Source organism: Micromonospora sp. NPDC049081 (assembly GCF_040648835.1).
In the GTDB taxonomy this organism is placed as follows: domain Bacteria; phylum Actinomycetota; class Actinomycetes; order Mycobacteriales; family Micromonosporaceae; genus Micromonospora; species Micromonospora antibiotica.
This window is the reverse complement of sequence record NZ_JBEZEK010000010.1, coordinates 155634-181274: the sequence shown is the minus strand read 5'-3', so window position 1 is coordinate 181274 and position 25641 is coordinate 155634. Positions and strand designations below refer to the sequence as shown.

Annotated in this window: 22 protein-coding genes; 13 read left to right on the top strand and 9 right to left on the bottom strand. The window is 72.1% G+C overall.

From position 1 onward, the window contains the following. Nucleotides 1-946 precede the first annotated feature (946 nt). From AB0B63_RS17240 to AB0B63_RS17230, 3 genes are all read left to right on the top strand, one after another. The gene (locus AB0B63_RS17240; RefSeq protein WP_357019495.1) at nucleotides 947-1396 is read left to right on the top strand and encodes a GNAT family N-acetyltransferase; all 450 of its coding nucleotides are present in this window, start codon (nucleotides 947-949) and stop codon (nucleotides 1394-1396) included. Nucleotides 1397-1516: 120 nt separating this feature from the next. After that, nucleotides 1517-1897 carry a hypothetical protein gene (locus AB0B63_RS17235; protein WP_208568287.1) on the top strand — a complete coding sequence of 127 codons (381 nt, stop codon included), beginning with the start codon at nucleotides 1517-1519 and terminating at the stop codon, nucleotides 1895-1897. Further along, the gene (locus AB0B63_RS17230) at nucleotides 1894-2157 is read left to right on the top strand and encodes a type II toxin-antitoxin system RelE/ParE family toxin (RefSeq protein ID WP_208568288.1); all 264 of its coding nucleotides are present in this window, start codon (nucleotides 1894-1896) and stop codon (nucleotides 2155-2157) included. Before AB0B63_RS17235 ends, AB0B63_RS17230 begins: the two co-directional genes overlap by 4 nt. Nucleotides 2158-2163: 6 nt before the next feature. On the opposite strand, the gene AB0B63_RS17225 is transcribed toward AB0B63_RS17230, so the two are convergent. After that, nucleotides 2164-2418, bottom strand: a complete 255-nt coding sequence (locus tag AB0B63_RS17225) for a Smr/MutS family protein (RefSeq protein ID WP_067315484.1) — start codon at nucleotides 2416-2418, stop codon at nucleotides 2164-2166. 68 nt (nucleotides 2419-2486) lie between these two features. After that, complete coding sequence (locus AB0B63_RS17220) at nucleotides 2487-2681, bottom strand: regulator (RefSeq protein WP_067315487.1); 195 nt, start codon at nucleotides 2679-2681, stop codon at nucleotides 2487-2489. Between the two features lie 190 nt (nucleotides 2682-2871). On the opposite strand from AB0B63_RS17220, the gene AB0B63_RS17215 reads away from it, so the two are divergent. Beyond that, nucleotides 2872-3090, top strand: a complete 219-nt coding sequence (locus AB0B63_RS17215) for a hypothetical protein (protein WP_357019489.1) — start codon at nucleotides 2872-2874, stop codon at nucleotides 3088-3090. Nucleotides 3091-3122: 32 nt separating this feature from the next. On the opposite strand, the gene AB0B63_RS17210 is transcribed toward AB0B63_RS17215, so the two are convergent. After that, a complete protein-coding gene (locus tag AB0B63_RS17210) occupies nucleotides 3123-3491 on the bottom strand; it encodes a tetratricopeptide repeat protein (protein WP_088644718.1) in 369 nt (122 codons plus the stop codon). Nucleotides 3492-3583: 92 nt separating this feature from the next. Further along, nucleotides 3584-4354, bottom strand: a complete 771-nt coding sequence (locus AB0B63_RS17205; RefSeq protein WP_357019487.1) for an ROK family protein — start codon at nucleotides 4352-4354, stop codon at nucleotides 3584-3586. Nucleotides 4355-4548: 194 nt separating this feature from the next. Between AB0B63_RS17205 and AB0B63_RS17200 the strand changes: the two genes are divergently transcribed. The 3 genes from AB0B63_RS17200 (at nucleotide 4549) to AB0B63_RS17190 (ending at nucleotide 7449) form a co-directional block, all read left to right on the top strand. Further along, nucleotides 4549-6186: an ABC-F family ATP-binding cassette domain-containing protein gene (locus AB0B63_RS17200; protein WP_357019484.1), complete on the top strand. Its 1638-nt coding sequence runs from the start codon at nucleotides 4549-4551 to the stop codon at nucleotides 6184-6186. A gap of 37 nt (nucleotides 6187-6223) precedes the next feature. Further along, entirely contained in the window at nucleotides 6224-6538 is a 315-nt protein-coding gene (locus AB0B63_RS17195; RefSeq protein ID WP_208568292.1) for a hypothetical protein, read from the top strand. Between the two features lie 185 nt (nucleotides 6539-6723). Further along, the gene (locus AB0B63_RS17190; RefSeq protein WP_208568293.1) at nucleotides 6724-7449 is read left to right on the top strand and encodes a methyltransferase domain-containing protein; all 726 of its coding nucleotides are present in this window, start codon (nucleotides 6724-6726) and stop codon (nucleotides 7447-7449) included. Between the two features lie 131 nt (nucleotides 7450-7580). Here the strand turns inward: AB0B63_RS17190 and AB0B63_RS17185 are convergent, their stop codons facing one another. Continuing rightward, nucleotides 7581-8582: a LacI family DNA-binding transcriptional regulator gene (locus AB0B63_RS17185; RefSeq protein WP_357019479.1), complete on the bottom strand. Its 1002-nt coding sequence runs from the start codon at nucleotides 8580-8582 to the stop codon at nucleotides 7581-7583. A 137-nt stretch (nucleotides 8583-8719) separates the two neighbouring features. Between AB0B63_RS17185 and AB0B63_RS17180 the strand changes: the two genes are divergently transcribed. Next, complete coding sequence (locus AB0B63_RS17180) at nucleotides 8720-10231, top strand: alpha-N-arabinofuranosidase (RefSeq protein WP_357019475.1); 1512 nt, start codon at nucleotides 8720-8722, stop codon at nucleotides 10229-10231. A 60-nt stretch (nucleotides 10232-10291) separates the two neighbouring features. On the opposite strand, the gene AB0B63_RS17175 is transcribed toward AB0B63_RS17180, so the two are convergent. Further along, nucleotides 10292-11785, bottom strand: a complete 1494-nt coding sequence (locus AB0B63_RS17175; RefSeq protein WP_208568296.1) for an amino acid permease — start codon at nucleotides 11783-11785, stop codon at nucleotides 10292-10294. A 441-nt stretch (nucleotides 11786-12226) separates the two neighbouring features. Between AB0B63_RS17175 and AB0B63_RS17170 the strand changes: the two genes are divergently transcribed. Both AB0B63_RS17170 and AB0B63_RS17165 read left to right on the top strand, forming a co-directional pair. Further along, nucleotides 12227-13918, top strand: a complete 1692-nt coding sequence (locus AB0B63_RS17170; RefSeq protein WP_357019472.1) for a family 10 glycosylhydrolase — start codon at nucleotides 12227-12229, stop codon at nucleotides 13916-13918. Nucleotides 13919-14089: 171 nt separating this feature from the next. Next, complete coding sequence (locus AB0B63_RS17165; RefSeq protein ID WP_208568298.1) at nucleotides 14090-14632, top strand: phospholipase; 543 nt, start codon at nucleotides 14090-14092, stop codon at nucleotides 14630-14632. A 192-nt stretch (nucleotides 14633-14824) separates the two neighbouring features. Here the strand turns inward: AB0B63_RS17165 and AB0B63_RS17160 are convergent, their stop codons facing one another. Both AB0B63_RS17160 and AB0B63_RS17155 read right to left on the bottom strand, forming a co-directional pair. Continuing rightward, on the bottom strand, nucleotides 14825-17701 hold the full coding sequence (locus tag AB0B63_RS17160; protein ID WP_357019468.1) for an adenylate/guanylate cyclase domain-containing protein: 2877 nt from the start codon (nucleotides 17699-17701) through the stop codon (nucleotides 14825-14827). A 186-nt stretch (nucleotides 17702-17887) separates the two neighbouring features. After that, on the bottom strand, nucleotides 17888-18115 hold the full coding sequence (locus tag AB0B63_RS17155) for a zinc ribbon domain-containing protein (protein WP_357019465.1): 228 nt from the start codon (nucleotides 18113-18115) through the stop codon (nucleotides 17888-17890). Nucleotides 18116-18153: 38 nt separating this feature from the next. On the opposite strand from AB0B63_RS17155, the gene AB0B63_RS17150 reads away from it, so the two are divergent. The 3 genes from AB0B63_RS17150 (at nucleotide 18154) to AB0B63_RS17140 (ending at nucleotide 24137) form a co-directional block, all read left to right on the top strand. Continuing rightward, nucleotides 18154-19635 (top strand): lytic murein transglycosylase, encoded by a 1482-nt coding sequence (locus AB0B63_RS17150; protein WP_357019462.1) that lies wholly within the window; start codon nucleotides 18154-18156, stop codon nucleotides 19633-19635. A gap of 72 nt (nucleotides 19636-19707) precedes the next feature. Beyond that, nucleotides 19708-20724, top strand: a complete 1017-nt coding sequence (locus AB0B63_RS17145) for a GNAT family N-acetyltransferase (protein WP_357019610.1) — start codon at nucleotides 19708-19710, stop codon at nucleotides 20722-20724. Nucleotides 20725-20864: 140 nt separating this feature from the next. Continuing rightward, on the top strand, nucleotides 20865-24137 hold the full coding sequence (locus AB0B63_RS17140) for a lamin tail domain-containing protein (protein ID WP_357019459.1): 3273 nt from the start codon (nucleotides 20865-20867) through the stop codon (nucleotides 24135-24137). Nucleotides 24138-24193: 56 nt separating this feature from the next. On the opposite strand, the gene AB0B63_RS17135 is transcribed toward AB0B63_RS17140, so the two are convergent. After that, complete coding sequence (locus AB0B63_RS17135; RefSeq protein ID WP_307799405.1) at nucleotides 24194-24631, bottom strand: helix-turn-helix transcriptional regulator; 438 nt, start codon at nucleotides 24629-24631, stop codon at nucleotides 24194-24196. Nucleotides 24632-25641: the final 1010 nt, after the last annotated feature.

Sequence of the window (25641 nt, the reverse complement as noted above, 5' to 3'; positions counted from 1 at the left end):
CGAGGTCCTGTCGCATCTTAGGGATACACCGCATTAGCGGGGGGTCGAAGTAATGCGCCAACGGCTTAGTAGCGAGCCCGATAGGTATCGCGGCAGACGGCGGGTGCCACGTAGGCCACTTTCCCTGGCAATTGCAACGAGGGGTAGGAAGGCAGCGGAAGGTCCGCGCCTAGGTCCGGCTGGAGCCGCCTCGGCAACTCCACTGGGAGCCTCGATCTTGGGCTTGCTGAGCTTTCTACTACCCGCTTCAGTACGAACACGATGGCTGGAGGAGTGGCAAGGTGAGTTATACGACCTAAGTGCCGAGAACGCCCGTTGGTGGCATCGCGCCGCCTACGTGCTGGACATTCTACGCAGCGTTCCAAAACAAGCATTGACGCTGCGTTGGATTGGACGCCGCCGAACCAATCCATGAACTGCAAGGCGTCGCTGACGACCTCCATGCCTCACAAAACGACTCACAGGGCTCCCCGGTTCGGACCAACCAGACAGGCAGCCCCAGAGCTGTTCAGGACGGAGATACTGCCATGCCTCACTGGGTCCCGACGACCGTTCTTCTCACTTACACCAGTATCGTCACCCTCATAAGTTTGACTGCAGTGTTCGGCGAAACGGTCGGCCGGCGCACCGCCGCATACAAGGTGCTACTCATCCTACTGCCCACAGGGATACTTTTCATTGGCGCCCAGTTCGCCGCAGCTCACATCACGAGGGGCGCATAGTCCAAGCAATTCGGGAATCCCTGGCTTCACCCTCTCGCATCTATCACTCCCGAACTCCTGCTTCGGGGTCTCGGCGACAACCTAGGGGTGGTGAAGTCACAACTCGGCGATGCGTGTGGTTGCCCGCACCTATCCGCTCTGACGACGTGGGCGAAGGCAGCCGATTACCGATGACCGCAGATAATGGGTCGCCTGGACCGGCGGGGCGGACTACGGTCCGCAGGATGCGGCTGGAGAAGGTCACCCCGGAGAACTACGAGGCAGCGCTCAAGCTGTCGGTGCGCCCCGATCAGGAGGATCTGGTCGGACCGGTGGTCAAGTCACTCGCCGAGGCGTACGTCTTCCCGGACATCGCCTGGCCGAGGCTGATCTTCGACGGCGACCGGCTGGTCGGCTTCCTGATGGCCTTCCTCGACTACGCGTGGGGCGACAATCCCGATGACGTCCGGTCCGGTCTCTGGAAACTCAACATCGCCGCCGACGACCAGGGGAAGGGTTACGGGCGGTTCGCCGTCGAGGCGGTGTGCGGGGAGATCCGCGCCCGCGGCGGCAACCGGGCGTACGTCACCTGGGTGCCCCGCGAGGGCGGGGCGGAGGGCTTCTATCTGAAGCTGGGCTTCCGGCCGACCGGCGAGCAGAGCGAGGGGGAGACGGTCGCCGTCCTGGACCTCTGACAGTGAGGATGTAGGAGCGGGTCACCCGGCTGGGCTGACTCAACCCTCTGACGGATTCCAGCCGACACCGCCTCAGCTGGTTGTCCAGCTCCGGGGCAGTCCAGCGTTACCATGACCTCCATGACCGCCGCACACGCGTTCGAGTATGAGGTTCCGCCTCATGCCGGTCCGCCGTCCGAGGCCGTCGAGGCGGCTGAGCATGGCAACGTCGTCTACCTGACTCGTCAGGGGCAGCGGGTGGCGGCGATGGGGCCACCGACGGCCCTCGATCCGCAGGGTCTTGAGAAGATCAGACAGTATCTGGGAGCGGTGGCCAGAAACCCGAACCGGACACCCGCTCTGCGCGCCTCGGCTCGTGAGGAGCTTGCGCGGCTCGACGAGATCCTGGAACAGGTGATCGACGAGGAGGACGCCCAGGCCTGCGACGACGCACTGGCGTCGATGCGTGCTGGTGAGTCGACGCAGCCGTGGAGCGCGGTCAGGCGGGAACTCGACCTGTGACATGGAAGATCGAGCTCACCAATGCTGCGGCGCGCGAACTGGCCAAGCTCGATCGCCCCACCCAGGTCCGCATCGGCGCCGCGATCGATCAGCTGGCAGTGGACCCTCGGCCCGCTGGTTGCGTGAAGCTGTCCGGTGGCGATACCAAGTGGCGAATCCGGGTCAGCGATTTCCGGATCGTCTACCTGATCCTGGACGACCAGGTTTTGATAGCAGTCGTACGAATCGCCCACCGCAGAGAGGTGTACCGGTCCTTCTAGGGCACGCTACTTCCAGCGGAAATGGACGAAGAGGCGGCCGAAGTTCTTGGAGTCCTTCTCGACCCGGTGGTAGAGCTGCTTCACGTCCTTCTGATCGAGGAAGCGCAGCACCTTCTTCTTGAGCTGGCCGGAGCCCTTGCCAGGGATGATCTCGACCAGGGTGGCCTTCTTCGCCACCGCCTCGTCCATGATCCCGCGCAGGGCGCGGTCGATGTCGTGGCCCTTATTGAAGATGTCGTGCAGGTCCAGCTTGAGCTTCATCCCGCCTCCCCCACCTGCGCAGCCGCCATGGCAGGCCCATCGTAGGCCGACAGGCGTCGGGGCGAGGCTCAGGCTTCGTCGGGCAGGTTCGGCCGGTGCTCACGGATCCAGGCCTCGATGTCCTCGGTACGCCAGATCCGACCGGTGGCGAGCGACTCGTAGGGCTTCGGCCAGTCGGGGCGCTTCATCAACTGCTCGACGCGTTGCCTGCTCACGCCCAGCCGCATCCGGATCTCGTACGCGCCCATGAGATGCCGGCCCATGAACGCGAGGCTAGACACCTCCCCACTGGGCAAGGCCCTAGTTGGGCAACACCCAACTAGGGCCTTGACTAGTAGGTAGCGTAGCGACCACCCTGAGACGGTGAAACCGCTGAACGTTTCCCAGGTGCATGCCCGCCCAGGCGGGGCCGTACGGGCGCACGTACCGATGCGACCGCTCTGGTTGTGCCGGGTGTGCGCCGCCCCTTGGCCGTGTCAGCCCGCCCGGCTGCTGCTGCTCCTCGAATACCGGCGGGACCGGGTCGGGCTGTCCGTCCACATGGCCGGGATGCTGTTCGACGCCACCGGCGACCTGGTCACCCTCAACCCGAACGCCGTACCGACCCCGGCGGAGCTGTTCGACCGCTTCCTGGCCTGGACCAGACGCGGAACCGGGCCGGGAGAAGGGTAGGAACCCCGCCCCCGGTGCGGCGTGGCCAGGACTCAGCGACCGTTGCCGACCCGGCTCTCCACCCGGCGCAGCGCGGTCACGTAGTCGTCGTTGGTCGAGTGCATGGCCGCCGCGATACGCAGGTGACGCAGCGCGTCCGGGTAGCGGTTGAGCCGCTCCAGCGTCCGGCCCAGCACGTGGTGGGCGTAGTGGTCGCTGGGGTCCCGGTCGACCAGCTCCCGCAACTGCTCCTCGGCGCGGCCGAGCTGGGCGGTCTGGAAGTACGCCCGGGCCAGCAGCTGACGCACGGAGGAGTTGCCGGGCTCGGCCGCCACGATCGGCTCCAGCAGCCGGACCGCTCCGCTCGGGTCACCCATCTCGAAGTACATGGTCGCCCGTCGGTACTCCGCCAGAAGATCCATCCCGACCCACCCCCTCGCGTCACGTCGCCATTGCTCCGACGCTGGCACAACACCGGGCGCACCGCGAGTGTTCCTGGGGGTCGACTTGTGGCTCAGGAGGCCGGGGCGTCCCGTTCGCCGGTCAACTGCCAGGCCCGGACACCGCCGACGATTCCGGCCGTGTTGGGCACGATCACCACGTCGTCGCCCATCCGGGCCACCTGTTCGGGGCGGATCAGCCGCGAGTTGCCGCCGCCGAGATAGAGCCGGTCCCAGCGGAACACCGGCCGCAGCCCGTCCACCACCTGCCGGATCCGTCGGGACCAGAAGGCGTCGCCGAGCCGCCGCCGCTCCGGCTCCCCCACGTACGTGTCGTAGGTGGTGCCCCAGCGGACCGGGGCGTGCGACAGCTCCAGGTGCGGGGCGAGCCGCCCACCGTCGAAGAGCGCGCTGCCCAGCCCGGTGCCGAGGGTCAGCACCAGTTCGCAGCCGGTGCCGGCGACCACCCCGGCACCGTGCACCTCGGCGTCGTTGAGCACCAGCGCCGGCATCCCGAACGCCTCGGTGACGGCCCGGCGGGCGTCGTACCCGGACCACTCGGCGAGCAGGTCGGGGTCGACGCGGCTGCGCGGCCCGGACCGGGTCACGTAGTGCGGCGTGGCCACCACGACCCCGTGCCGGATCATGCCCGGCATCCCCACCGTGACCCGGTCCGCCGGGGGCAGCCGGCCGGCCAGCTCCAGCAGCGTCTTGACGAACAGCTCCGGCGGCAACGGGTACGGGGTGTCCACCCGGATCACCGGTGCCCGCAGGTTGCCACCCCCGTCCAGCACCGATCCCTTGATGCCTCCGCCACCGCAGTCGACCGCCAGCGTCAATCCCACCCCCTCACCTTGCCCCACCCGCCCCGTTCCTCCCGCCCCTCCCCCACCTTTTGCCGACCGGCGCCGACAGCCCGCCCCCGACCACCGACCCAGCCCCGACCCCGACCACCGGCCCGGGAGACCCGATGACGGTGGTGACGAGCGGCGGGAACGGCGGGAGCGGCGGGAGCGGCGGGCGATAGGCTCGGGGCCTCATGAGCGCCACGATGATCGCCAAAGGACTTGCCGCCGGGCACGGGGAGCGGATGCTCTTCAGTGACCTTGATCTGGTGGTCGCACCCGGGGACGTGGTGGGGCTGGTCGGGGTCAACGGGGCGGGCAAGTCGACGCTGCTGCGTACGCTGGCCGGGTTGCAGGGTGTGGAGGAGGGCAACGTCTCGGTGAGCCCGCCGGGGGCCGCGGTGGGTTATCTGCCGCAGGAGCCGGAACGGCGGGCGGGCGAGACGGTCCGCGACTTCCTGGCCCGACGGACCGGGGTGACCGGGGCGCAGGCGGCCCTGGACGCCGCCGCCGAGGCGCTCACCGCAGGCACGGCCGGGGCGGACGACGCGTACGCCGCGGCGTTGGAGCGGTGGCTCGACCTCGGCGGGGCGGACCTGGAGGAACGCGCCGAGCAGGTGGCCGCGGAGTTGGGGCTGACGGTCGACCTGGACCACCCGATGACCGGCCTGTCCGGTGGTCAGGCGGCCCGCGCCGGGCTGGCCTCGCTGCTGCTCAGCCGGTACGACGTCTTCCTGCTCGACGAGCCCACCAACGACCTGGACCTGGCCGGTCTGGACCGGCTGGAACGGTTCGTCACCGGCCTGCGCGCCGGCACGGTGCTGGTCAGCCACGACCGGGAGTTCCTGACCCGGACGGTGACCCGGGTGCTGGAGCTGGACCTCGTGCAGCAGCAGGTGCGGCACTACGGCGGCGGCTACGGCGCCTACCTGGAGGAGCGGGAGGTGGCCCGCCGGCACGCCCGCGCCGACTTCGAGGAGTACGCCGACACCCGGGCCGCGTTGGAGGCCCGTGCCCGCACCCAGCGGGCCTGGATGGAGAAGGGTGTGAAGAACGCCCGCCGCAAGGCCACCGACAACGACAAGATCGGCCGGAAGTTCCGGGCCGAGGCGACGGAGAAGCAGGCGGCCAAGGCGAAGCAGACCGAGCGGCTGATCGAACGCCTCGACGTGGTCGAGGAGCCCCGCAAGGAGTGGGAGCTGCGGATGGAGATCGCCGCCGCGCCCCGGGCCGGTGCGGTGGTGGCCTCGCTGCGCGACGCGGTGGTCCGCCGGGGCGACTTCACCCTGGGGCCGGTGAACCTCCAGATCGACTGGGCCGACCGGGTGGCGATCACCGGGGCGAACGGTTCCGGCAAGACCACCCTGCTCGGCGCGTTGCTGGGTCGGCTGCCGCTCGACGCCGGGCACGCCGCGCTCGGGCCGGGGGTGGTGGTCGGCGAGGTCGACCAGGCCCGGGGGCTGTTCCTCGGCGACCAGCCGCTACTGGAGGCGTTCGGGGCCGCCGTACCGGAGATGATGCCGGCGGATGCGCGGACGCTGCTGGCCAAGTTCGGTCTGCGGGCCGCGCACGTGCTGCGGCCGGCGGCGACGCTGTCGCCGGGCGAGCGGACCCGGGCGGCGCTGGCGCTGCTACAGGGCCGGGGGGTCAACCTGCTGGTGCTCGACGAGCCGACCAACCATCTCGACCTGCCGGCCATCGAGCAGTTGGAGTCGGCGTTGGCCGGCTATCCGGGGACGCTGCTGCTGGTCACCCACGACCGGCGGATGTTGGAGGCGGTCAGCGTGGACCGGCGGCTGCGGGTCACCGACGGGCGGATCGCCGAGGACTGATCCGTGCCGCCCGACGACCGCCGGGTGACAATGGGTCATGCTCAGATGGGAGTACGCGCTGCTGGTGCGCCGTCGCCAGCCGACCGCCTCCGACCTCAGCTGGGAGGTCGTCTTCGTCTGGTACGGCCCGGACGGCTCGATGACCGACGTGACCGCCTACGGCGACACGGCGCTGGCGCACCTGAACCGGGCCGGTGACCAGGGTTGGGAACTTGTCGGGATGAGCGAGGACCCGTCCCTGGAGGGCCACAACGAGCTGCACCGCTATCACCTCAAGCGGCCGAAGGCGGCCGGTGCGCCCCGGCAGCGCATCCGGGCCGTCGGCCGGCCCACCCGCCGCACCGGCGGCTGACCCACGGGTACGCGCTCCGCGCGCGGAGCCATCGCCCGGCTGGACGGTCACGGTCACGGCGGGGTCCGCCCCGGACACCGGCTCGGCGACAGGCAGCAGAGCGGTGGTGGGCAGCAGAGCGGCGAGAGTTGGCGGCGACTGGTGTGCGGGGCCGGAGAGCGGGTAACGGCCGGCGGGAGGTGGCCATGGTCGCGTTGGCGCAGGCACCGCCCTCGGCCGAACGGCTGCGGGCGCTCGACGGGTTCCTCGAAGCGGCCTGGGCCGAGCAGGCCCGCCACGACGAGCGGTTACGTGGGCTCCGCGTCGAGGTGCGGTTCGACCGGGGGGTCGCCCACCTGAGCGGGGAGGTGGCCGAACCTGATCAGTTGCGGCTGGTCCGCGAGCTGGTCGGCCGGCTGGCCGGGGTGTACGGCGTGTGGGGGCGGGTGCGGGTCGACGGCCGGGACCCGGTGGTGGTGGACCTGGGCTGCGGCGGCCAGAAGCAGTACCCGACGAACCTGGGGTTGGACATCTTCCCGGCCCCCGGGGTGGACGCGGTGGCGGACCTGTCCGGGTCGCTGCCGCTGGCCGACGACTCCGTCGACGTCATCTTCACCGTGCACATCCTGGAGCACCTGATCGACTTCCTGCCGCTGCTGGACGAGTGCCACCGGGTGCTCCGCCCGGGTGGCGTGCTGCACGTGATGAGCCCCTGGTGGGGGCACGTCAACGCGGTGGCGGACCCGACCCACGTCCGGCTGTTGGACGTACAGACGATCAAGGGGGTCTGCGGTCAGCGCCCGCCGGGCACCCCGCGCTGGCATCCGCTGCACGCCGGCTGCGACGGCGCGTCCATCTTCGCCGATCTGACCCCGCTGCCCGTCGACGCCCCACCGCCGGCACCGGCCCACCTGGCCCGCTTCTTCGACTGACCGGCCGGGCCACGGCTCCGGCCCAGCGACCCGACCCGGCCCGGACAGCAGATCCGCCCCGAACGGCAGGTTCGGCCGAGCGGGCAGGTTCGGCCGAGCGGGCAGGTTCGGCCGAGCGGGCAGGGCGGGCGTCAGGCGGTGCTCTCCCGGGGGGTCAGGCGGTGTGGGGCGGTGAGTTCCCGGGGTGGCGCGTCCCGGTCCCCGCCCAGCCGGCCGGCGAGCAGGTCCACGGCGAGCCGGGCGATCCGTTCCTTGTCCGGGGCGACAGTGGTCAGGGTGGGGACGCTGAACCGCCCGTCCTCGATGTCGTCGAAGCCGGCGACGGCGACGTCGGTGGGGACCCGCAGGCCGGCCTCGTGCAGGGCGCGCAGCGCGCCGAGGGCGAGGGTGTCGCTGAAGCAGAACACCGCGTCCGGGCGGGTTCCGGAGGCGAGCAGGTGGCGCAGGGCGGCGGCGCCGTCGGCGCGACGCCAGGCCGGGGTGGCGGCGACGAGGCGTTCGTCGTACCCGATGCCGGCCTCGGTCAGGGCGGCGGTGTAGCCGGCCAGCCGCAGGCGGGCACCGGCCCCCTCGGGGGTGGGTTGCGCGCCCACGGCGGCGATCCGGTGGCGGCCGAGGCCGATCAGGTGGGCGGTCACCTCCCGGGCGGCGGTCACGTTGTCGATCACCACGTGGTCGGCGGGGCCGTGGTCCACCCGCTCGCCGAGCAGCACCATCGGTACGCCGTCGAGGTCGGTGAGGTCGTCGGCGGTCAGCGACAGCGGGCTGAAGATCAGACCGTCGATCAGGTGGTCGCCGATGCCGGCGGCGGCGACCCGTTCCCGTTCCCGGCCACCGCCGGTCTGGTCGATGAGCACGGTCCAGCCGTGGTCGGCGGCGGCGGCCACCACGTGCCGGGCCAACTCGGCGAAGTAGGGGATGTCCAGCTCCGGCACGGCGAGGGCGATCACGCCGGTACGGCCCTTGCGCAGGTTGCGGGCCGACAGGTTGGGCCGGTAGCGCAGTTCGGCGAGGGCCGCCTCGACCCTGGCCCGGGTGTCCGGGCGGACGTGCTGGTAGCCGTTGACCACGTTCGACACGGTCTTGACCGACACCCCGGCCCGTTCGGCCACGTCCTTCAGTCGGTGCCGCACGTGGGCTCCTTCCCGCGTCCGCCACCGGACCGAATCGCGCGAGAGATCCTTTACAACGTTGGCGACAACGGTATACAAACGCGGAGCAGCGCATCGACCGTAGTCGCTCCGAGCAGCTCAGGGGAAGAGGTGGGCCCGTGCGTGCAGCACGGTTGACGATCGACCCGGCCTTCACGGTCGGCCCGGTGGACCGCCGGCTCTTCGGCTCCTTCGTCGAACACCTGGGCCGCTGCGTCTACGGCGGCATCTACGAGCCGGGGCACCCCGGGGCCGACCCGCTCGGCCTGCGCCGCGACGTGCTGGAGCTGACCCGGGAACTGGGCGTCTCGATGGTCCGCTACCCCGGCGGCAACTTCGTCTCCGGCTACCGCTGGGAGGACGGTGTCGGCCCGGTCGACGACCGCCCCCGCCGGCTGGACCTGGCCTGGAAGACCATCGAGACCAACGCGTTCGGCCTCGACGAGTTCATGGCCTGGGCCACCGCCGCGCAGGTCGAGCCGATGATGGCGGTCAACCTCGGCACCCGGGGCGTCCAGGAGGCGTGCGACCTGCTGGAGTACGCCAACCATCCGGGCGGCACCCGGCTGTCCGACCTGCGTCGCGCACACGGCGCGCAGCAGCCGTACGGCGTGCGGTTGTGGTGCCTCGGCAACGAACTGGACGGCCCGTGGCAGGTCGGCCACAAGACCGCCGAGGAGTACGGCCGGCTCGCCGCCGAGACCGCGCGGGCGATGAAGCTGATCGACCCCTCGATCAGCCTGGTCGCCTGCGGCAGTTCCGGCCGGGGCATGCCCACCTTCGCCTCCTGGGAGGCGACCGTGCTGGAACACACCTACGAGCAGGTCGACTACATCTCCGCGCACTCCTACTACGACCCGACCGACGGCGACCGGGCCAGCCTGCTCGCCTCCGCCGTCGACATGGACCAGTTCATCACCGAGGTCGTCGCCACCGCCGACCACGTGGCCGCCCGGCTGCGCCAGACCCGCAAGCTGAAGATCTCCTTCGACGAGTGGAACGTCTGGTACCAGTCCCGCGTCCAGGGCGACCTGGACGCGCGCGGCTGGGTCGAGGCACCCGCGCTGCTTGAGGACGACTACACGGCCGTCGACGCGGTGGTGGTCGGCGACCTGCTGATCACCCTGCTCCGGCACGCCGACCGGGTCGGTGTCGCCGCCCAGGCGCAGCTGGCCAACGTGATCGCCCCGATCCGTACCCGCACCGGCGGGCCGGCCTGGCGGCAGAGCATCTTCCACCCGTTCGCCCTGACCGCCCGCCACGCCACCGGCACCGTGCTGCGCACCGAGCCGGTCTCGCCGCACTACGCCACGAAGCGGTACGGCGACGTGCCGGTGTTGGACACCGTCGCGCTGCACGACGAGGAGTCCGGCGGGCTGACCGTGTTCGCGGTCAACCGGGGCACCGACGCCCTCCCGGTGGAGATCGACCTGCGGGGCCTGTCCGGGCTGCACCAGGTGCAGCACCTCAGCCTGGCCGCCGGGGACGACCCGGACGCGGTCAACACCGAGGCGGAGCCCGACCGGGTGACGCCCCGGGAGTTGCCCACCGCCACCGTCGACGGCGACCGCTGCTCCGTACGCCTGCCGGCGATCTCCTGGAACCTGCTGCGCTTCGCCCCCCGACCCTGACCACCCCGGGCCACCGGAACGACCGACCGGCGGCCCGGGGTGGCCGGCACCCCCGGGTCGTCAGGCCGGGGCACGCTCCTTGGCCCGGTCCTCGGCTTCGCCGGTGGCGAGCCGGTTGCGGCGGTAGCCGTAGCCGAAGTAGATGATCCCGCCGAGCGCCATCCAGATGAGGAACCTGATCCAGGTCTCGATCGACAGGTTGAGCGTGAGGTACAGGCAGGCCAGCGCGGTGAAGATCGGCAGCACCGGGGAGAACGGGACCCGGAACGGCCGCTCCAGGTCGGGGCGCTTACGGCGCAGGATCGGCACCGCGATGGCGACGATCATGAAGGCGCAGAGCGCGCCGATGCTGACCAGGTCGGCCAACGCGGACAGCGGCAGGAACCCGGCGAGCAGCGCCACCACCACCGTCATCACGGCGGAGATCCGGTACGGGGTCCCCCAACGCGGGTGGATCTTGGCGACGGCGGGCGGGATCAACCCGTCCCGGGAGATGGCGAACCCGATCCGGCCCATGGCCACCAGGTCGACCAGGATCACGCTGGTCAGGCCGGCCACGGCCGCGATGGAGACCAGCACCCCGGCCCAGCTCGCACCGACCGCGTTGAAGGCTGCGGCGATCGGGGCACCCCGGTCGATCTCGCCGTACGGCACCATGCCGACCACGACCAGCGAGACGCCGACGTAGAGCGCGGTGGAGATCAACAGGGTGCCGAACAACCCCAGGGTCAGGTCCCGCTTGGGCCGCCTGGTCTCCTCACCCAGGTTCGCCACCGCCTCGAACCCGGTGTACGCGAAGAAGACCACGGCGGCGGCGCTGAGCACCCCGACGAAACCGAAGACGGACGGCTCCAGCCCGAAGAACGCCTGCACGACCGGCTGCTTGATGCCGTCGTCACCGGCACCGGCCGGCTCGGCCGGCGGGATGAACGGGCTGAGGTTGGCGGCCTTGACGAAGAACAGCCCGGCGACCACGACGAAGATGCAGATGGCGACCTTCACCAGCACCAGGATGTTGGTGATCCGGGCGGACTCGCGGATGCCGATGACGGCGACCACACCGAGCAGCAGCACGATGCCGATCGCCCCGAGGTTGACCACGCTGCCCTCTTCGGCGAACCAGGTGCTGGGCAGGCCGAACAGCTCGGCCAGGTAACCGGACCAGCCCCGGGCCACCACCGCCGCGCCGAGCGCGAACTCCAACAGCAGGTCCCACCCGATGATCCACGCGACGATCTCACCCATCGTGGCGTACGCGTAGGTGTACGCGCTGCCGGCGGTCGGCACGCTGGACGCCAACTCGGCGTAGCAGAGGGCCGCCAGCAGGGCGACCACCCCGGCGATGGCGAACGAGATCACCACGCCCGGCCCGGCGCTGTCGCGTGCCTCGATGCCGGTGAGGGTGAAGATGCCGGTGCCGATCACGATGCCGATGCCGAAGCCGGTGAGGTCGCGGGCACCGAGCCGGCGTTTGAGACCGGGGCTGCCGTCGCTGCCGTCCGCGTTGCCCTGGGCAACCACATCCTTGATCGGTTTGGTTCGCAGCACAGACACCGTACTCACCCCTCCCACCACCGCGACCGCCCTGCTGACGACCGGTGCCGCGCGTTGCTACCCACCCCAACCCCACCCCAATCAACCCCACCACATCTACACCCAGTCCCCCGCTAACCACTTTCGGTCACCACCACCCGACCCCACGCCTTGCACCCTCACCCCAGTATGAAAATTTCCTCCCATCCCTTAACCCACCCCGCCACTTCCCGCCCCTCCCCTCCTCCCCTCACCCACCCGTCCCCGGCGATCAAGAGGTTTACGTCAATCCCAGCGCGTCGGATGACGCGAACCTCTTGATCAACTGACGTAAACCTCTTGATCACCCGGGCGGGACGCCGGAGGGGAGGGGGAAGGGGCGAGGGGCGGGACGCCGGAGGCGGAGGGAGCGGCGGCGGCGGGTGGGGTGCGGGCGGGCGGGAGCGGCGGAGGGAGAGCGTGGTGCGAAGGCTCGGGATCGGTGCGGTCGGCTTGGTGCTGGTGGTGGTCGGCGGGCTCGGGGGGACCGGGTCGGCGGCGGCCACCGGCCGAGACGGCGCGGGTGGCGCGGGCAGCGGGGGTGGTGCCGCGACGGGCGGGGTGGGTGACGCCTGCGTGGTCGATCCGGCGGTGCCGAAGCGGCAGTTCCGGGCGATGTGGATCTCGTCGGTGGTGAACATCGACTGGCCGAGCGCGGCCTCCCGTACCGCCCCGGACCGGATCGCCGCCCAGCAGGCGGAGTACCGGGGCTGGCTCGACCTGGCGCAGCGACTGCACCACAACGCGGTGGTGGTGCAGGTCCGGCCGACCGCCGACGCGTTCTGGCCGTCGCCGTACGAGCCGTGGTCGGAGTACCTGACCGGGGTGCGGGGGCAGGACCCGGGCTGGGATCCGCTGGCTTTCCTGGTCGCCGAGTCACACCTGCGGAACCTGGAGTTCCACGCCTGGTTCAACCCGTACCGGATCTCCATGCCGGCACCCGGGGGCGCGGGCGCCGACCTGGGACAGCTCGCCCCGGACCATCCGGCCCGGCAGCATCCGAAGTGGACCTTCGCCTACCCGCCGGCCGGCGTCGCGGGTAGCCGGCTCTACTACGACCCGGGCGTCCCGCAGGTCCGTGAGTTCGTCCAGACCGCGATACTCGACGCGGTCCGCCGGTACGACATCGACGGCGTGCACTTCGACGACTACTTCTACCCGTACCCGAGCGGCACGTACCCGGTACCGGACGACGCGACGTTCGCCGCGTACCACCGGGGGTTCACCGACCGGGCGGCCTGGCGGCGGGACAACATCGACCTGCTGATCCAGGAGATGGGGATCAGGGTCAAGGCGGTCAAGCCGTGGGTGAAGTTCGGGGTGAGCCCGTTCGGCATCTGGCGCAACGCCAGCGCCGACCCGGACGGCTCGGACACCACCGGCAGCCAGTCGTACGACATCATCTCGGCCGACACCCGCAGGTGGGTCAAGCAGGAGTGGATCGACTACGTGGTGCCGCAGCTCTACTGGTACATCGGCCAGTATCCGGCCGCCGACTACGCCCGACTGGTGCCCTGGTGGGCGCAGACGGTACGCGGCACCCGGGTGCAGCTCTACATCGGCCAGGCGGACTACAAGAGCGGCGACCCGGCCTACGGCACGTACTGGATGAACCCGCAGGAACTGTCGGACCACCTGACGCTGAACCGGGCCTACCCGGAGGTGCTCGGCAACGTGCACTTCTCGGCGGTGCAGGTGCGGGCCGACCGGCTCGGCGCGACGAGCAGTTACGCCGCCGCGCACTACTCCCGTCCGGCGCTGGTGCCGACCATGGCGCACCTGCCGGCGAAGCCGCTGCTGCGTCCGGCACTCACCCGGGCCGAGCGGACCACCGAGGGGGTACGTCTGCGTTGGCGGCAGCCGGCCGACGGGACGGGCCCGCTCGGCACCGCCACGTCGTACGCGGTCTACCGCTTCGACGGGCCCGGCCCGGTCGAGGGGTGCGGACGGGCCGACGCGACACACCTGGTCGGCACGGTCCGGGCCGCCCCGGGGCAGCCGCAGTCCTGGGTGGACGGCACCGCTGAGCCGGGTCGGGCGTACACCTACCAGGTGACCGCGCTGGACCGGTCGTGGAACGAGAGTGCCGCCTCGTCGGCGCGGGTGGTGCGCTGATCGTCCTCGGACGCCCCGGGTGCTCCGGCATCCGGGGCATTCGTCTGTTTCGACGTATGTCACCAATACGTCGCCTCCGCCACGCCCCACCGACGGGACATTGATCGAGACTGATCTAACTCCGGTGACCAGCCGGTGACACACCGTACCGCCCATCCCGCGGAGGAAAACTTGTCCCGTCGTCTCGCCACCGCCCTCGCCGCCGGCACGTTCGCCCTGCTCAGCGTGCTCGGCGTCGGCTCACCCGCATCCGCCGCGGTGAGCACCTCGCAAAAGCTCAGCGTGCTGAGCAGCTGGACCCAGACCAGCGCCAGCAGCTACAACGCCTGGAACTCCGGCCGCCTCAACCAGGCCGCCTGGGCGGACTACGGCTTCGACTGGTCCACCGACTACTGCTCGTCGAGCCCGGACAACCCGCTCGGCTTCACCTTCAACCTCTCCTGCTACCGGCACGACTTCGGCTACCGCAACCACAAGGCGATGGGGATCTTCTCCGCCAACAAGGCCCGCCTGGACAGCGCCTTTTACGAGGACCTCAAGCGGGTCTGCGCCACCTACAACTCCGTCGTCCGCCCGGCCTGCACCAGCCTCGCCTGGACGTACTACCAGGCGGTCAGCATCTTCGGTTCGGTCGCCGCCGTCTCGCAGGCCGACCTCGACCGGGCCGCCCGGATGAAGGCCGACGCCGAGCGGGCCGCCGCCCGACGCGGCTGACCCACCGGCAGCCGGGCGTCCGGCGGCGCGGGCAGCGCCGCCGGACGCCCACGCCCACCGGTCGGTCTGCCACGCCGCGCTCGTGTCCGCCGAACGCCTGGACCCGCAGGCCGCACCGGGTCCCCCGCAGCCCGTACCCGCCGGGCGGGCTCGTCGTGGATCGCCGCCGCGCCCGTCGGACGGCGCGGCGGGTCAGGCCCACTCCTCCCGACGTTCCGCATCGCGGCGGGCCAGCGGTCGAGGGGTGACCGCGCCGGCCGGTCGGGGGGTGGCCGTGCCGGTCGGTCGCGGCGTCACCACACCCGTCGCCCGGAACCGGACCGAGTCCGCCGCCAGATCCGGGTGCTCCACGGCGAACGCCAACGCCGCCGCCTCCTCCAGACCCAACTCGCCGCCCTCGCCGTAGGCCGCGTCGAAGGCCGCGTCGCCGAGGGTGCGCCGCAGCTCGACCTGCCGCTCCTGCCAGTACGTGGCGAAGATGCCCGGAGTGCCCCGCAACCGGGCCCGGGTGGCCTGGGCCGCGCCGAACAACCGGGCCGCCGTCACCGGCTCCCCGCCCAGCGCACACCGCACCGCCACCGCGTTCACCGTGTCGCAGGCCCGCCCGTGGTAGCCGTGCCCCATCCGGGCCCGCAGCGCCACCAACAGATGGTCGTGCGCGGCCACCAAGTCGTGCCGGGCCAACGCCACCATGCCCAGCAGCATGTCCACCGACCGGTAGCCCCGCTCCACCGGCCGGGCCGCCTCCGCCGGGCGGGCCGCCCCGAGCAGCTCCGCCGCCTCCGCCAACGCACCCCGCCGCCACAGCAGCTCCGCCAGGTTGTAGACGGCCAGCAGGGCGTCCCCGCTGACCTCCAACTCGCCCGCCCAGTCGATGACCTCCCGGCAGACCCGCTCCGCCTCGGCGAACTGCCCCATGTCGACCAACGGCGCGGCCCGCCCGGCGAGCACCCGGGCCAGCAGCCCCGCGTCACCGGCCTGCCGGGCCGCCGCCTCCGCCCGCTGCGAGAACCGCAGCTCCTCGGCGAACTCGCCGTCCGCACCGGCGTGCAGCGAGTGCAGGTGGTACGCCGCCGCCAGCTCCGCCTCGGGGATCGCCTCCCCGGTCTCGGCGATCCGCCCGTACAGCCGGAACAGCCACAGCCGGGCCTCCCGGGACAGCCCCCGCTCCCGCCACCACTGGTCCAGCCCACCGGCCAGCAGCAGCCCGGCCCGCGCACTGCCCCCGGTGGCCGACCAACGCAACGCAGCCCGCAACTCACGGGCCAGCGGGTCCACCGCGTACAGCGACAGGGTGACCGGGCGGCCGTCCGCCCCGAGGTGGGCCCGGTGCAGCGCGTGCTGGGCCCAGGCCACATGCCGGTCCCGGGCGGCCTGCTCCTCGCCGGTCTCGACCAGCCGACGCGCCGCGTACGCCCGGATCGGGTCGAGCATCCGGTAGGTGCTGCCGGAGGCGTGCGGCTCGGCCAGCACCATCGACTTGTCCACCAGCACCGACAGCGGATCGAGCGGGTCGTCGGCGAGCAGCCACTCCACCGTGGCCAGGTCCACCGGCCCGGCGAAGACCGCCAACCAGCGCAGCAACCGGGCGGACCGGGGCCCCAACGTCCGGTACGACCAGGTGACCGTCGCCTGCATGGTGAGGTGCCGCTCGGTGGCGGAACGCTGCACCGCCCGGTGCGCAGGGCTCGGCGGCGTCTGCCCGGAGGCTGCTGCGACCAGGTCCACGGTGTCCTGCTGGTTGCCCGCCCAACCCCGCTCGGCGGGTGGTTCCGGGGCGTCCCGCCCGGCGTCGAGGGTGCCCAGCATGTCGTCCAGCCGGGCGGCCAACTGACCGGCGGAGAGCACCCGCAGCCGGGCCGCGGCCAACTCGATCGCCAATGGCAGCCCGTCCAGCCGCTGCACCACCCGGCGCAGGTCGGCGGCCTCCGTCCACTCCGGCGGGCGACCGCCCCGGGCCGCCGCCGTCCGGTCCAGCAGCAACGCCACCGCGTCGCTCTCGGTACGCCCCGGCTGCGGGTCGACCGCCAGCGGCGGAATCCGCCACACCACCTCACCGAGCAGGCCGAACGCCTCCCGACTGGTGGCCAGCACCCGCAGTCCGCTGCCACCGGCGAGCAGCCGGGAGATCACCTCGGCACAGGCCGCCGGCTGGGCGTCGCAGGTGTCGAGGACCACCAGCATCCGCCGGACGGCCGCGTACTCGACCAGGGTGTCCAGGATCGGGCGGCCCGGTTCCGGACGGGCCCCGAGCACGGCGGCGATCGCGAACGCCACCAGACCCGGGTCGGTGACCGTGGCGATGTCGACGAACCACACCCCGTCCGGGTACGCCTCCACCTGGCCGGACGCCACCTCGACGGCGAGCCGGGTCTTGCCGGCGCCACCCGCACCGACCACGGTGACCAGCCGGTGCCGACGGATCAGCAGATCCAGCTCGACCCGTTCGGTCTCCCGGCCGACGAACGAGGTGACCTGGGTGGGCAGGTTGTGCGCCAACGCCTCGGCGGTACGCGGGCGGGGGAACTGCCGCCCGAGCCCCGGCGCGACGAGTTGGAACAGCCGTTCCCGGTCGTCGAAGCCCCGGAGCCGGTGCAGGCCCAGGTCGATCAGGGTGGCCCCGGTGGGCAGCGGTTCGGCCAGCCGTGCGGTCGACGCCGAGCAGAGCACCTGCCCACCGTGCGCGGCGGCGGCCACCCGGGCGGCCCGGTGCACCTCGGGGCTGGCGTACTCGCCGTCGCGGGGTTCCGCGTAGCCGGTGTGCAGTCCCATCCGCACCTTCGGGGCTGCCTCCGGGTTGGGCCACTCGTGGGTGGACAACGCCCGCTGCGCGGTCAGGCAGGCGGTCAGCGCCGCCGACGCGTCCGGGAAGGCCAGGAAGAACGAGTCCCCCTCGGTCAGCAGCTCCGCGCCGTCGGTCTCGGCCAGCGTGTCACGCAGCAGGCGACGGTGCTCCCAGAGCACCGGGCGATAGTCCGACCCGAGCAGTTGGGCCAGCCGGGTGGAACCCTCGATGTCGGTGAACACGAAGGTCACCCAACCGCTCGGGAGGTGGATCCGTGGCGACATTCGTGGCACCTCCGCCCTGACGTCGGGGTTCATGCTGCCCTATGGTCAACCGGTCACGCATCGTGAGAACGGTTGGGCGATATCGGACCCAAGGGGTCACTGATCCTGGCGCACCGACGCGCCACACCGTTACATCGGGTCGTTTCCGACCCGGTCACCAGCCGGTCCGGTCGCCGGACGATCCGGTCAGCAGCCGCAGCCGCCCCCGCAACAACCGCCACCGGAGGCGGGACCCGCAGGGGCGCCACCGGCGCCGGAGACGCCACCACGGCCGGTGACCGCCACGGTGGACAGGAGCTTGACCGTGTCGGCATGCCCCTGGGGGCAGTCGGCCGGCGCACCGGCCTCGGCCATCGGCCGGTTGACCTCGAAGGTGTCGCCGCAGGCGCGGCAGCGGAACTCGTACCGGGGCATGCCCCCACCCTACGGCCGGACCTGACTCCCTGGCCGACATGGGTGATACTCAAACAGTGGTGAGCGGCGAAGATTCGACGGTACGGCCCCTGCGGGCGGCGACCCCACCCGAGGACGTACCCCCCGCTCCGCGGCGCGGCTGGATCCCCCGGCCCCGCCGACCCCACCGGGCCCCCTCGTCCACGCCGGCCCCTACCGCCCCCGTCTCCCCGACGGCCGACGCCGCCGCTCAACCCCGGACCCCCGAGGTCCGGCCGGAGCCGACGACGCCCGGTTCGGAGCCGACGCCCGAACCGCAGCCGACGATGCCCGGGTCGGAGTCGGCCCCGACGGCCGGCACCGACGGCACACCCGAACCGGCCGCGAAGACCGATCCCGAACCGACCGCAAAGACCGACGCCGAAGACGCCGAACCGGCCACGAAGACCGATGCCGAACCAGCTGTAAAGACCGACGCCGAGCCGGCCGCGAAGACCGGTCCCGGTGACGAGGGCGGGTCAGCCGCGAAGGGCGACGGGGACGACGAGGCCACGCCGGGTACGCAGCCGCCGGCGGGTGGCGGCGCGGTGGCGGGTCGGCGGCGGCGGATCCCGTTCGCGCACGCCGTCCGCCTGCCGCCACCACGGCAGGCGGTGGGGGCCGCGACCCGGGCCACCCGGGCCTGGTCCCGTCGTCCCAGCGGCCGGCTGACGTTGCCCGCCCTGTTCCTGTTCGCGCTGGTCGCGGCGACCGCCGCCGTCGGCGCGGTGGTGGTGCCGGGCGCGGTCCGGGCCCCCCGACCGGTGGCGGTGGACGACCCCGCCACCACCGGCTCCGGGTTGCCGTCGGTCGCCACGACCACCGGGATCCCGGTGCTCCCGGGCGGAGGCGTCCCCTCCCTGCCGCCGACCGGCTTCCCACCGGGCGGGGTCGCGCCGACCGGACCGGTCGCCCCCACCGCCGCCGGCCGGCCCGCCGACGCGCTGGGTGACTGGGCCCGGGTCACCGGCACCAAGGTGGGCGTCTCCCCGATCGCCATGCAGGCGTACGGCTACGCCGAGCTGGTGCTCGCCCGGACGAACCCGAGCTGCCGGCTGAGCTGGACCACACTCGCCGCGATCGGCTACGTGGAGTCCCGGCACGGGCAGGCCAACGGCGCGACGCTCGGACCGGACGGCCGGGCCGTACCGGAGATCATCGGTGATCCGCTCGACGGCAAGGGCGGGCGGTCCCTGATCCGGGACACCGACGGCGGGCTGTTCGACCGGGACACCGTCTACGACCGGGCGATCGGACCGATGCAGTTCATCCCCACCACCTGGGAGCAGGTCGGGGCGGACGCCGACAACGACGGCCGCAAGGACCCGCACGACCTGGACGACACCGCGCTCGCCGCCGGCAACTACCTGTGCCAGGGCGGCCGGAACATGACCATCCCCGGCGACTGGTGGGGGGCCATCCTCTCCTACAACGACGTCCGCCGGTACGCACAGGACGTCTTCGACAAGGCCCACGAGTACGGGCGCGCAAGCCGTACGTGAGGTGATCGTTCGCATACATTGGCGGACCGGACACTTCCCCCGAAGAGCCGTTGACGGCAAGCTAGACGCGTGATGGTGCGCGAGTGGGATCCCCGAACCGCGTCGTCCGCCGAGATCGGCTCCGTACTGGACACGCTGAACGCGGTCCTCGCCGCCGATCTCCCGCAGGACCCGCCCTGGCGGGAGGATTCCCTGCGGGAGTACCTCTCCGAGGTGATGCCCGGCGAACGACGCATCTCCTGGGTGGCGGAGGACGATCCGCCGGCCGGGGGCGGCCACGGCACCATCCTCGGGCACGTGCACGTGCTGCTGCTCGGGGACATCGGCGTAATGGAGGTCCTGGTGCACCCGGCGGTGCGCCGCAGCGGGCTCGGCCGGGAGTTGGTGCGCACCGCCGCCCGACGGGTCTACCAGGAGGGCTTCCAGTCGATCGGGGTCGAGGTCGTCGGGGACACCCCAGCGATCGGCTTCTACTCGTCGCTGGGCTTCACCCGCGAGTACGTCGAGACCCGCAGCGTGCTCGACCTGGGCACGGTCGACTGGACGGCGCTCACCGAGATGGCGGCCGGCGTCGACCCGGGTTACCACCTGGAGTTCTACCCGGGTGGGCCGTCCGACGACCTGATCGAGGCGTACGCGCGGGCCAAGGCCGAGGTGCGCGACGTCGACGACGGCGAACTGCGCCCCAGCTCGTACGATCCGCAGCGGCTGCGGGACAGCCTCGACACGCTGCACCGCCGGGGCATGAAGCCGTACATCGTGCTGGCCCTCCAGGAGCGCACCGGCACGGTGGCCGGCCTGACCGAGGTGGTGGTGCCGGTCCAGCACCCCACCCGCGCCGACCAGTACGACACCATCGTGGTGCGGGACCACCAGGGCTACGGCATCGACCGGGCGATCAAGGCGCGGATGCTGCTGGAGCTGCGGTCCGCCGAGCCGGAGCTGACCGAGGTGCAGACCTGGAACGCCCAGGCCAACGAGGCGATGCTCAAGGTCAACGCCGAGTTGGGCTACCAGCCCGACCGGGACTGGTGCGAATACAGCGTGGACGTCGCCGAGCTGGTGCACCGGCTCGACGCCCAACGCTGAGCAGGGCTGCCGGCGGCGTCCGATCGGGGGCGTCGGTCGGCACTGTCGCGAATTCACCACATCGCCCCCGGGGGGATGGACGGCGGACAGCGACGCACCTTAACGTGCGTTGGTTCCCGTCCACCCATCGTGGAGGCCCCATGCGCCTGCGCCGCAGATTCGCCGCGCTCGCCACCGTCGCCGTCGTCGCCGTACCGGTGCTCGGCGTCGCGCCCACCGCGGCCACCGCCGCGCCCACCGACCTGTTCATCTCCGAGTACGTCGAAGGATCGTCCAACAACAAGGCGATCGAGCTGTACAACGGCACCGGCGCGGCGGTCGACCTGACCGCCGGTGGCTACCAGCTCCAGCTCTATTTCAACGGGTCCACAACGGCCACCACCATCGCCCTCACCGGTACCGTCGCCGCCGGGGACGTCTTCGTCTTCGCCGCCGCCTCGGCCGGGCCGGCGATCCTCGCCCAGGCCGACCAGACCACCGGCGCGAGCCTGTTCAACGGCGACGACGCGATCGTGCTGCGTCGGGGTGCCGTCGTGCTCGACGCGATCGGGCAGGTGGGCGTCGACCCGGGCAGCGAGTGGGGCAGCGGGCTGACCAGCACCGCCGACAACACGCTGCGCCGGCTGCCGGCGGTGTCCAGCGGGGACACCGACCCGTCGGACGCGTTCGACCCGGCCGCCCAGTGGGCCGGGTTCGCCACCGACACCTTCGACGGGCTGGGCGCGCACACCCTCGACGGTGGCGGCCCGGTCGACCAGCCGGCCGTGCTGACCTGCGGCGGGACGTTGACCATCGAGGCCGGCGCGACCGGCACCCGGCAGGTGACCGGCACCGACCCGGACGACACGGTCGTCGACCTGGCGGTCACCGCGGTCACCCCGGCCCCGGCGGGCGGCTCGATCAGCCGTACCGCGTTCACCCCGGCGACCGCGCCGGGGGGCACGGCGACCGCGACGGTCACCGCCACCGGCCTGCCCGCCGGCACCTACGCGGTCACCGTGACCGCGACGGACGCCGACGGCGGCACCGCCAGCTGCCCGCTCACCGTGCAGGCCAACGGGGTGCTGTCGGTGGGCCAGGTGCAGGGCCCGACCCGCGACGACGAGAACCCGCGCACCGACCGGTCGCCGCTCGCCCCGCCCACCGGCACCGGCACCAGCCCGCTGCTGTACGACGTGCGGGGCGTGATCACCCAGAAGTCGCTGACCCGCACCTCGGCCGGTGCCGACCAGTACGGCTTCTACCTGCAGAGCCGTACCGGCACCGAGGACGGCGACCCGCTCAGCTCGGACGGGATCTTCGTCTTCATGGGCGCGTTCACCACGCTGATCGGCGGCTACGCGCCGACCGTCGGCGACGAGGTGGTGCTGCGCGGCCGGGTGTCGGAGTATTTCGACCAGACCCAGCTCTCCGGTGCCTCGCTGGTCCGCCGGCTCGACACCGGACTCGACGTGAACACCGCCGTGACGGTGGACGACGCGGTCCCGCCGGCCGACGCGGCGGCGGCCGACCGGTTCTGGGAGCGGCACGAGGGGGCCCGGCTGCGGGTCCGCAGCGGCTCCGGCGTCACCGGCCCCCGGGACGTGTTCGGCTCCACCGCCGACTCCGAGGTGTGGGTGGTGGACCGGGCGGATCCGCTGCTGACGCGGGCCGACCCGTACGCCCGCCGGGTCTTCCGGGACGCCCACCCGCTGGACGACGTGCCGGGGCAGGTCTTCGACAACGGCAACGGGCAGCGCATCCTGCTCGGCGGTGGCGGCGTGAAGGCCACCGCCGGTGATTCGACGGCGCTGCTCCCGCCCGCGCGTACCTTCGACACCCTCACCGCCGACGCGTTCGGTGCGGTGTCGTACGGCTTCAGCAAGTTCAGCGTGCAGCCGGAGTCGCTGGCCCTGACCGCCGGGGTGGACCCGGCGGCGAACAACCCGCCGCGCCCGGCGGACCGGGCCCGGGAGGTCGCGGTGGCGACCTACAACGTGGAGAACCTGTACGACTTCCGCGACGACCCGTTCGACGGCTGCGACTTCACCGGCAACGCGGGCTGCCCAGGGGTGTCCCCGCCGTTCGACTACGTGCCGGCGGGCGAGGCCGACTACCGGGAGCACCTGTCCGAGCTGGCCGCGCAGATCCGCACCGACCTGCACGCCCCGGATCTGATCCTGGTGCAGGAGGCCGAAGACCAGGACATCTGCTCGGTCTCCGGCAGCAGCCTGGTCTGCGGCACCACCGACAACGCCGACGGCGCTCCGGACACCCTCCAGGATCTGGCGCTGGCGATCCGGGCCGCCGGTGGTCCCGCCTACACGGCGGCGTACGACCGCACCGGCGCGGACGCCCGGGGCATCACCTCGGCGTTCCTGTACCGCACGGACCGGTTGTCGCTGGCCGGGGCGAGCGCCACCGATCCGCTGCTGGGTTCCGCGCCCACGGTGCAGTACCGGTCGGCGGGGCTGGCGTCCAACGCGGACGTGCAGAACCCGAAGGCGCTCAACGCGGTGCTGCCGGCCGACACCGACACCTCGACGGGCAAGGACGGCAACAACGTCTTCACCCGGGCCCCGCAGCTGGGCAAGTTCGTGGTGAAGTCGACGCCCGGCGGCTCGGAGTCCTACCTGCTGTACGCGCTGAGCAACCACTACTCGTCCGGGCCGGACAGCCGGGTCGGGCAGCGCACCGAGCAGGCCGCGTACGGCGCGGCGATCGTCACCGCGATCGAGGCCGCCGACCCGGACGCCCGGGTGGTGTACGGCGGGGACCTGAACGTCTTCCCCCGCCCGGACGACCCGATCGCGACCGGCGCGAACCCGACCCCGTCGGACCAGCTCGGGCCGCTCTACCGGGCCGGCCTGCACAACCTCTGGGACGACCTGGTGGCCGACGTGCCGTCGGCGGCGTACTCGTACAGCTTCCAGGGGGCGGCGCAGACGTTGGACAACCTGTTCGTCAACGACGCGCTGCACGCCGACCTGGTGCAGATCCGGGCGGCGCACGTCAACGCGGACTGGCCGGCGGAGTTCACCGGGGACGGCACCCGGGGGGCCAGCGACCACGACCCGCAGGTGGCCCGGTTCCGCAGCCAGCCGTCGCTGCGGGTGGCCGACGCCACCGTGGTGGAGGGCGACCAGGGTGGCAGCACGATGACGTTCCAGGTCACCGTGTCCCGTCCGCTGTCCCAGCCGACCACGCTCTGCGCCGCCACGGTGGGGCTGACCGCGACGGTCGTGCTGGACTTCACCCCGTACGTCGGCTGCCGGACCCTGCCCGCCGGGCAGACCTCGTTGGCGTTCCCGGTGACCGTCCGCGGTGACCGGAAGCGGGAGGCGGACGAGAAGATCGCGTTCGCGGTGGCCGGCCCGTTGAACCTGCGGTTCGCCGATCTGCTGGCGACGGGCACCATCACCGACGACGACTGACGGTTGCGCACCTCCGACGGCCCGTCGGTCCGGCTTCCCGCCGGATCGGCGGGCCGTCACCATTGCGGGCGCACCACGCGGGGCGGCGGTGGCACGTTGCGGTACTTCGCCACCCGCACCTCCCACTGGCTCCGGCGGCGCATCGCGTCCCGGACGGCCCGGTTACGGCGGAACGTCTCCGGCGGTCGGGCGAGCCCGTAGACGTCCGCCCACCACTCCCCCGGTTCAGGGTCGAGAATCGTGTCGAGGTGCGACGGGTAGCGGCGCTCGGCACCGTCCCGGGTGTCGTCGCGGTCCCGCATCGGGGTGAGCACCCGGCCGAACTCGTCGACCACGGCCAGCCGGAAGCCGGCCGCCGCGATGATCCGGCGCAGCAGGGCGATGCTCGGGGTGAGCGCACCCGCCTCGATCCGCCCGACCGTGCCGTGGTGCACCCCCGCCCAGCGGGCCAGTTCCCGTTGACTCGCGTCGGCACGCCGCCGGACCGCCCGCACGATGCCCGCCGCCGGCCAGGGCAGGTCGAACGGCCTGCTGAGGAAGGTCGGCGGCTCGTCCCCTTTCCCCTCCGGAGCGGGAGAGGGGGCCGCAGCCGGGGCGGACGGAGCTGCAAGAGCCGGGGCGGACGGGGCCGGAACAGGCGGCGCCGGAGCAGGCGGCGCCGGAGCAGGCGGCGCCGGAGCAGGCGGCGCCGGAGCGGAGCCCAGGGCGGGGTGGGACGCCGAAGCCGGACCAGAGCCCGGGGTGGGGTGGGCAGCGGGTTCGGGCGGCAGCGCGGGGTCGGTCATGGCGCCACCGTCGCGCCCGGCCAGGCCCTGCCGCAACCCCGCCGTCGTCACCTGTGGACAACTCCGCGACCTGTGGAAAACCCCCACCCTCCACAGACCTCCTCCAATCACTCTGGGTTATCTGGTCGCCTCATCACCTCAATTACCGTGGGTAACGCAAGCCTGGACGGCCCCACCGCCCGCCAAGATCCATCAAAACGCCCTGAACAGCAAGAACGTCTAACACCTCTCCATCCCACCCCACTGCCCCACCGACGCTTTGCTCTGCTGCCCCATCCGCGACAGGCACCCAGGGCGAGCGTCGCGCGGGTGGCAGCAGAGCAAAGTGTGCGAATGAGGGTAGGCGGAGAGCGGCCAGAAAATGCGGAGAGTAATCAAGGCGGCTGCCCGCCAAACGGACGGTGCCGCCGAATTTAGACCCAGCATCGCCAGCGACAGCCGCTCACCGACGGCAGGGCGGGACCTCGGGCCAGGGAGCTTGGGCCGGGGGCCGGATCCCGGACGGGGGGCGTGGACCAGGGTCGAGGCCGCAGCGGGGACCGGGTCAGGAGAGCGGGACCGGGTGCCTAGGCGAGGACCGGGAGGCCCAGGTCAAGGAACGGGGGCCGGAGCAAGGAACGGGGGCCACAAGTCCAGAGGCCAGGGCAGGGAACGAGGAGCCAGGGCAGGAAACAGGGGGCCAGGTCAAGGAACGAGGACCGGAGCAAGGAGCGAGGGCC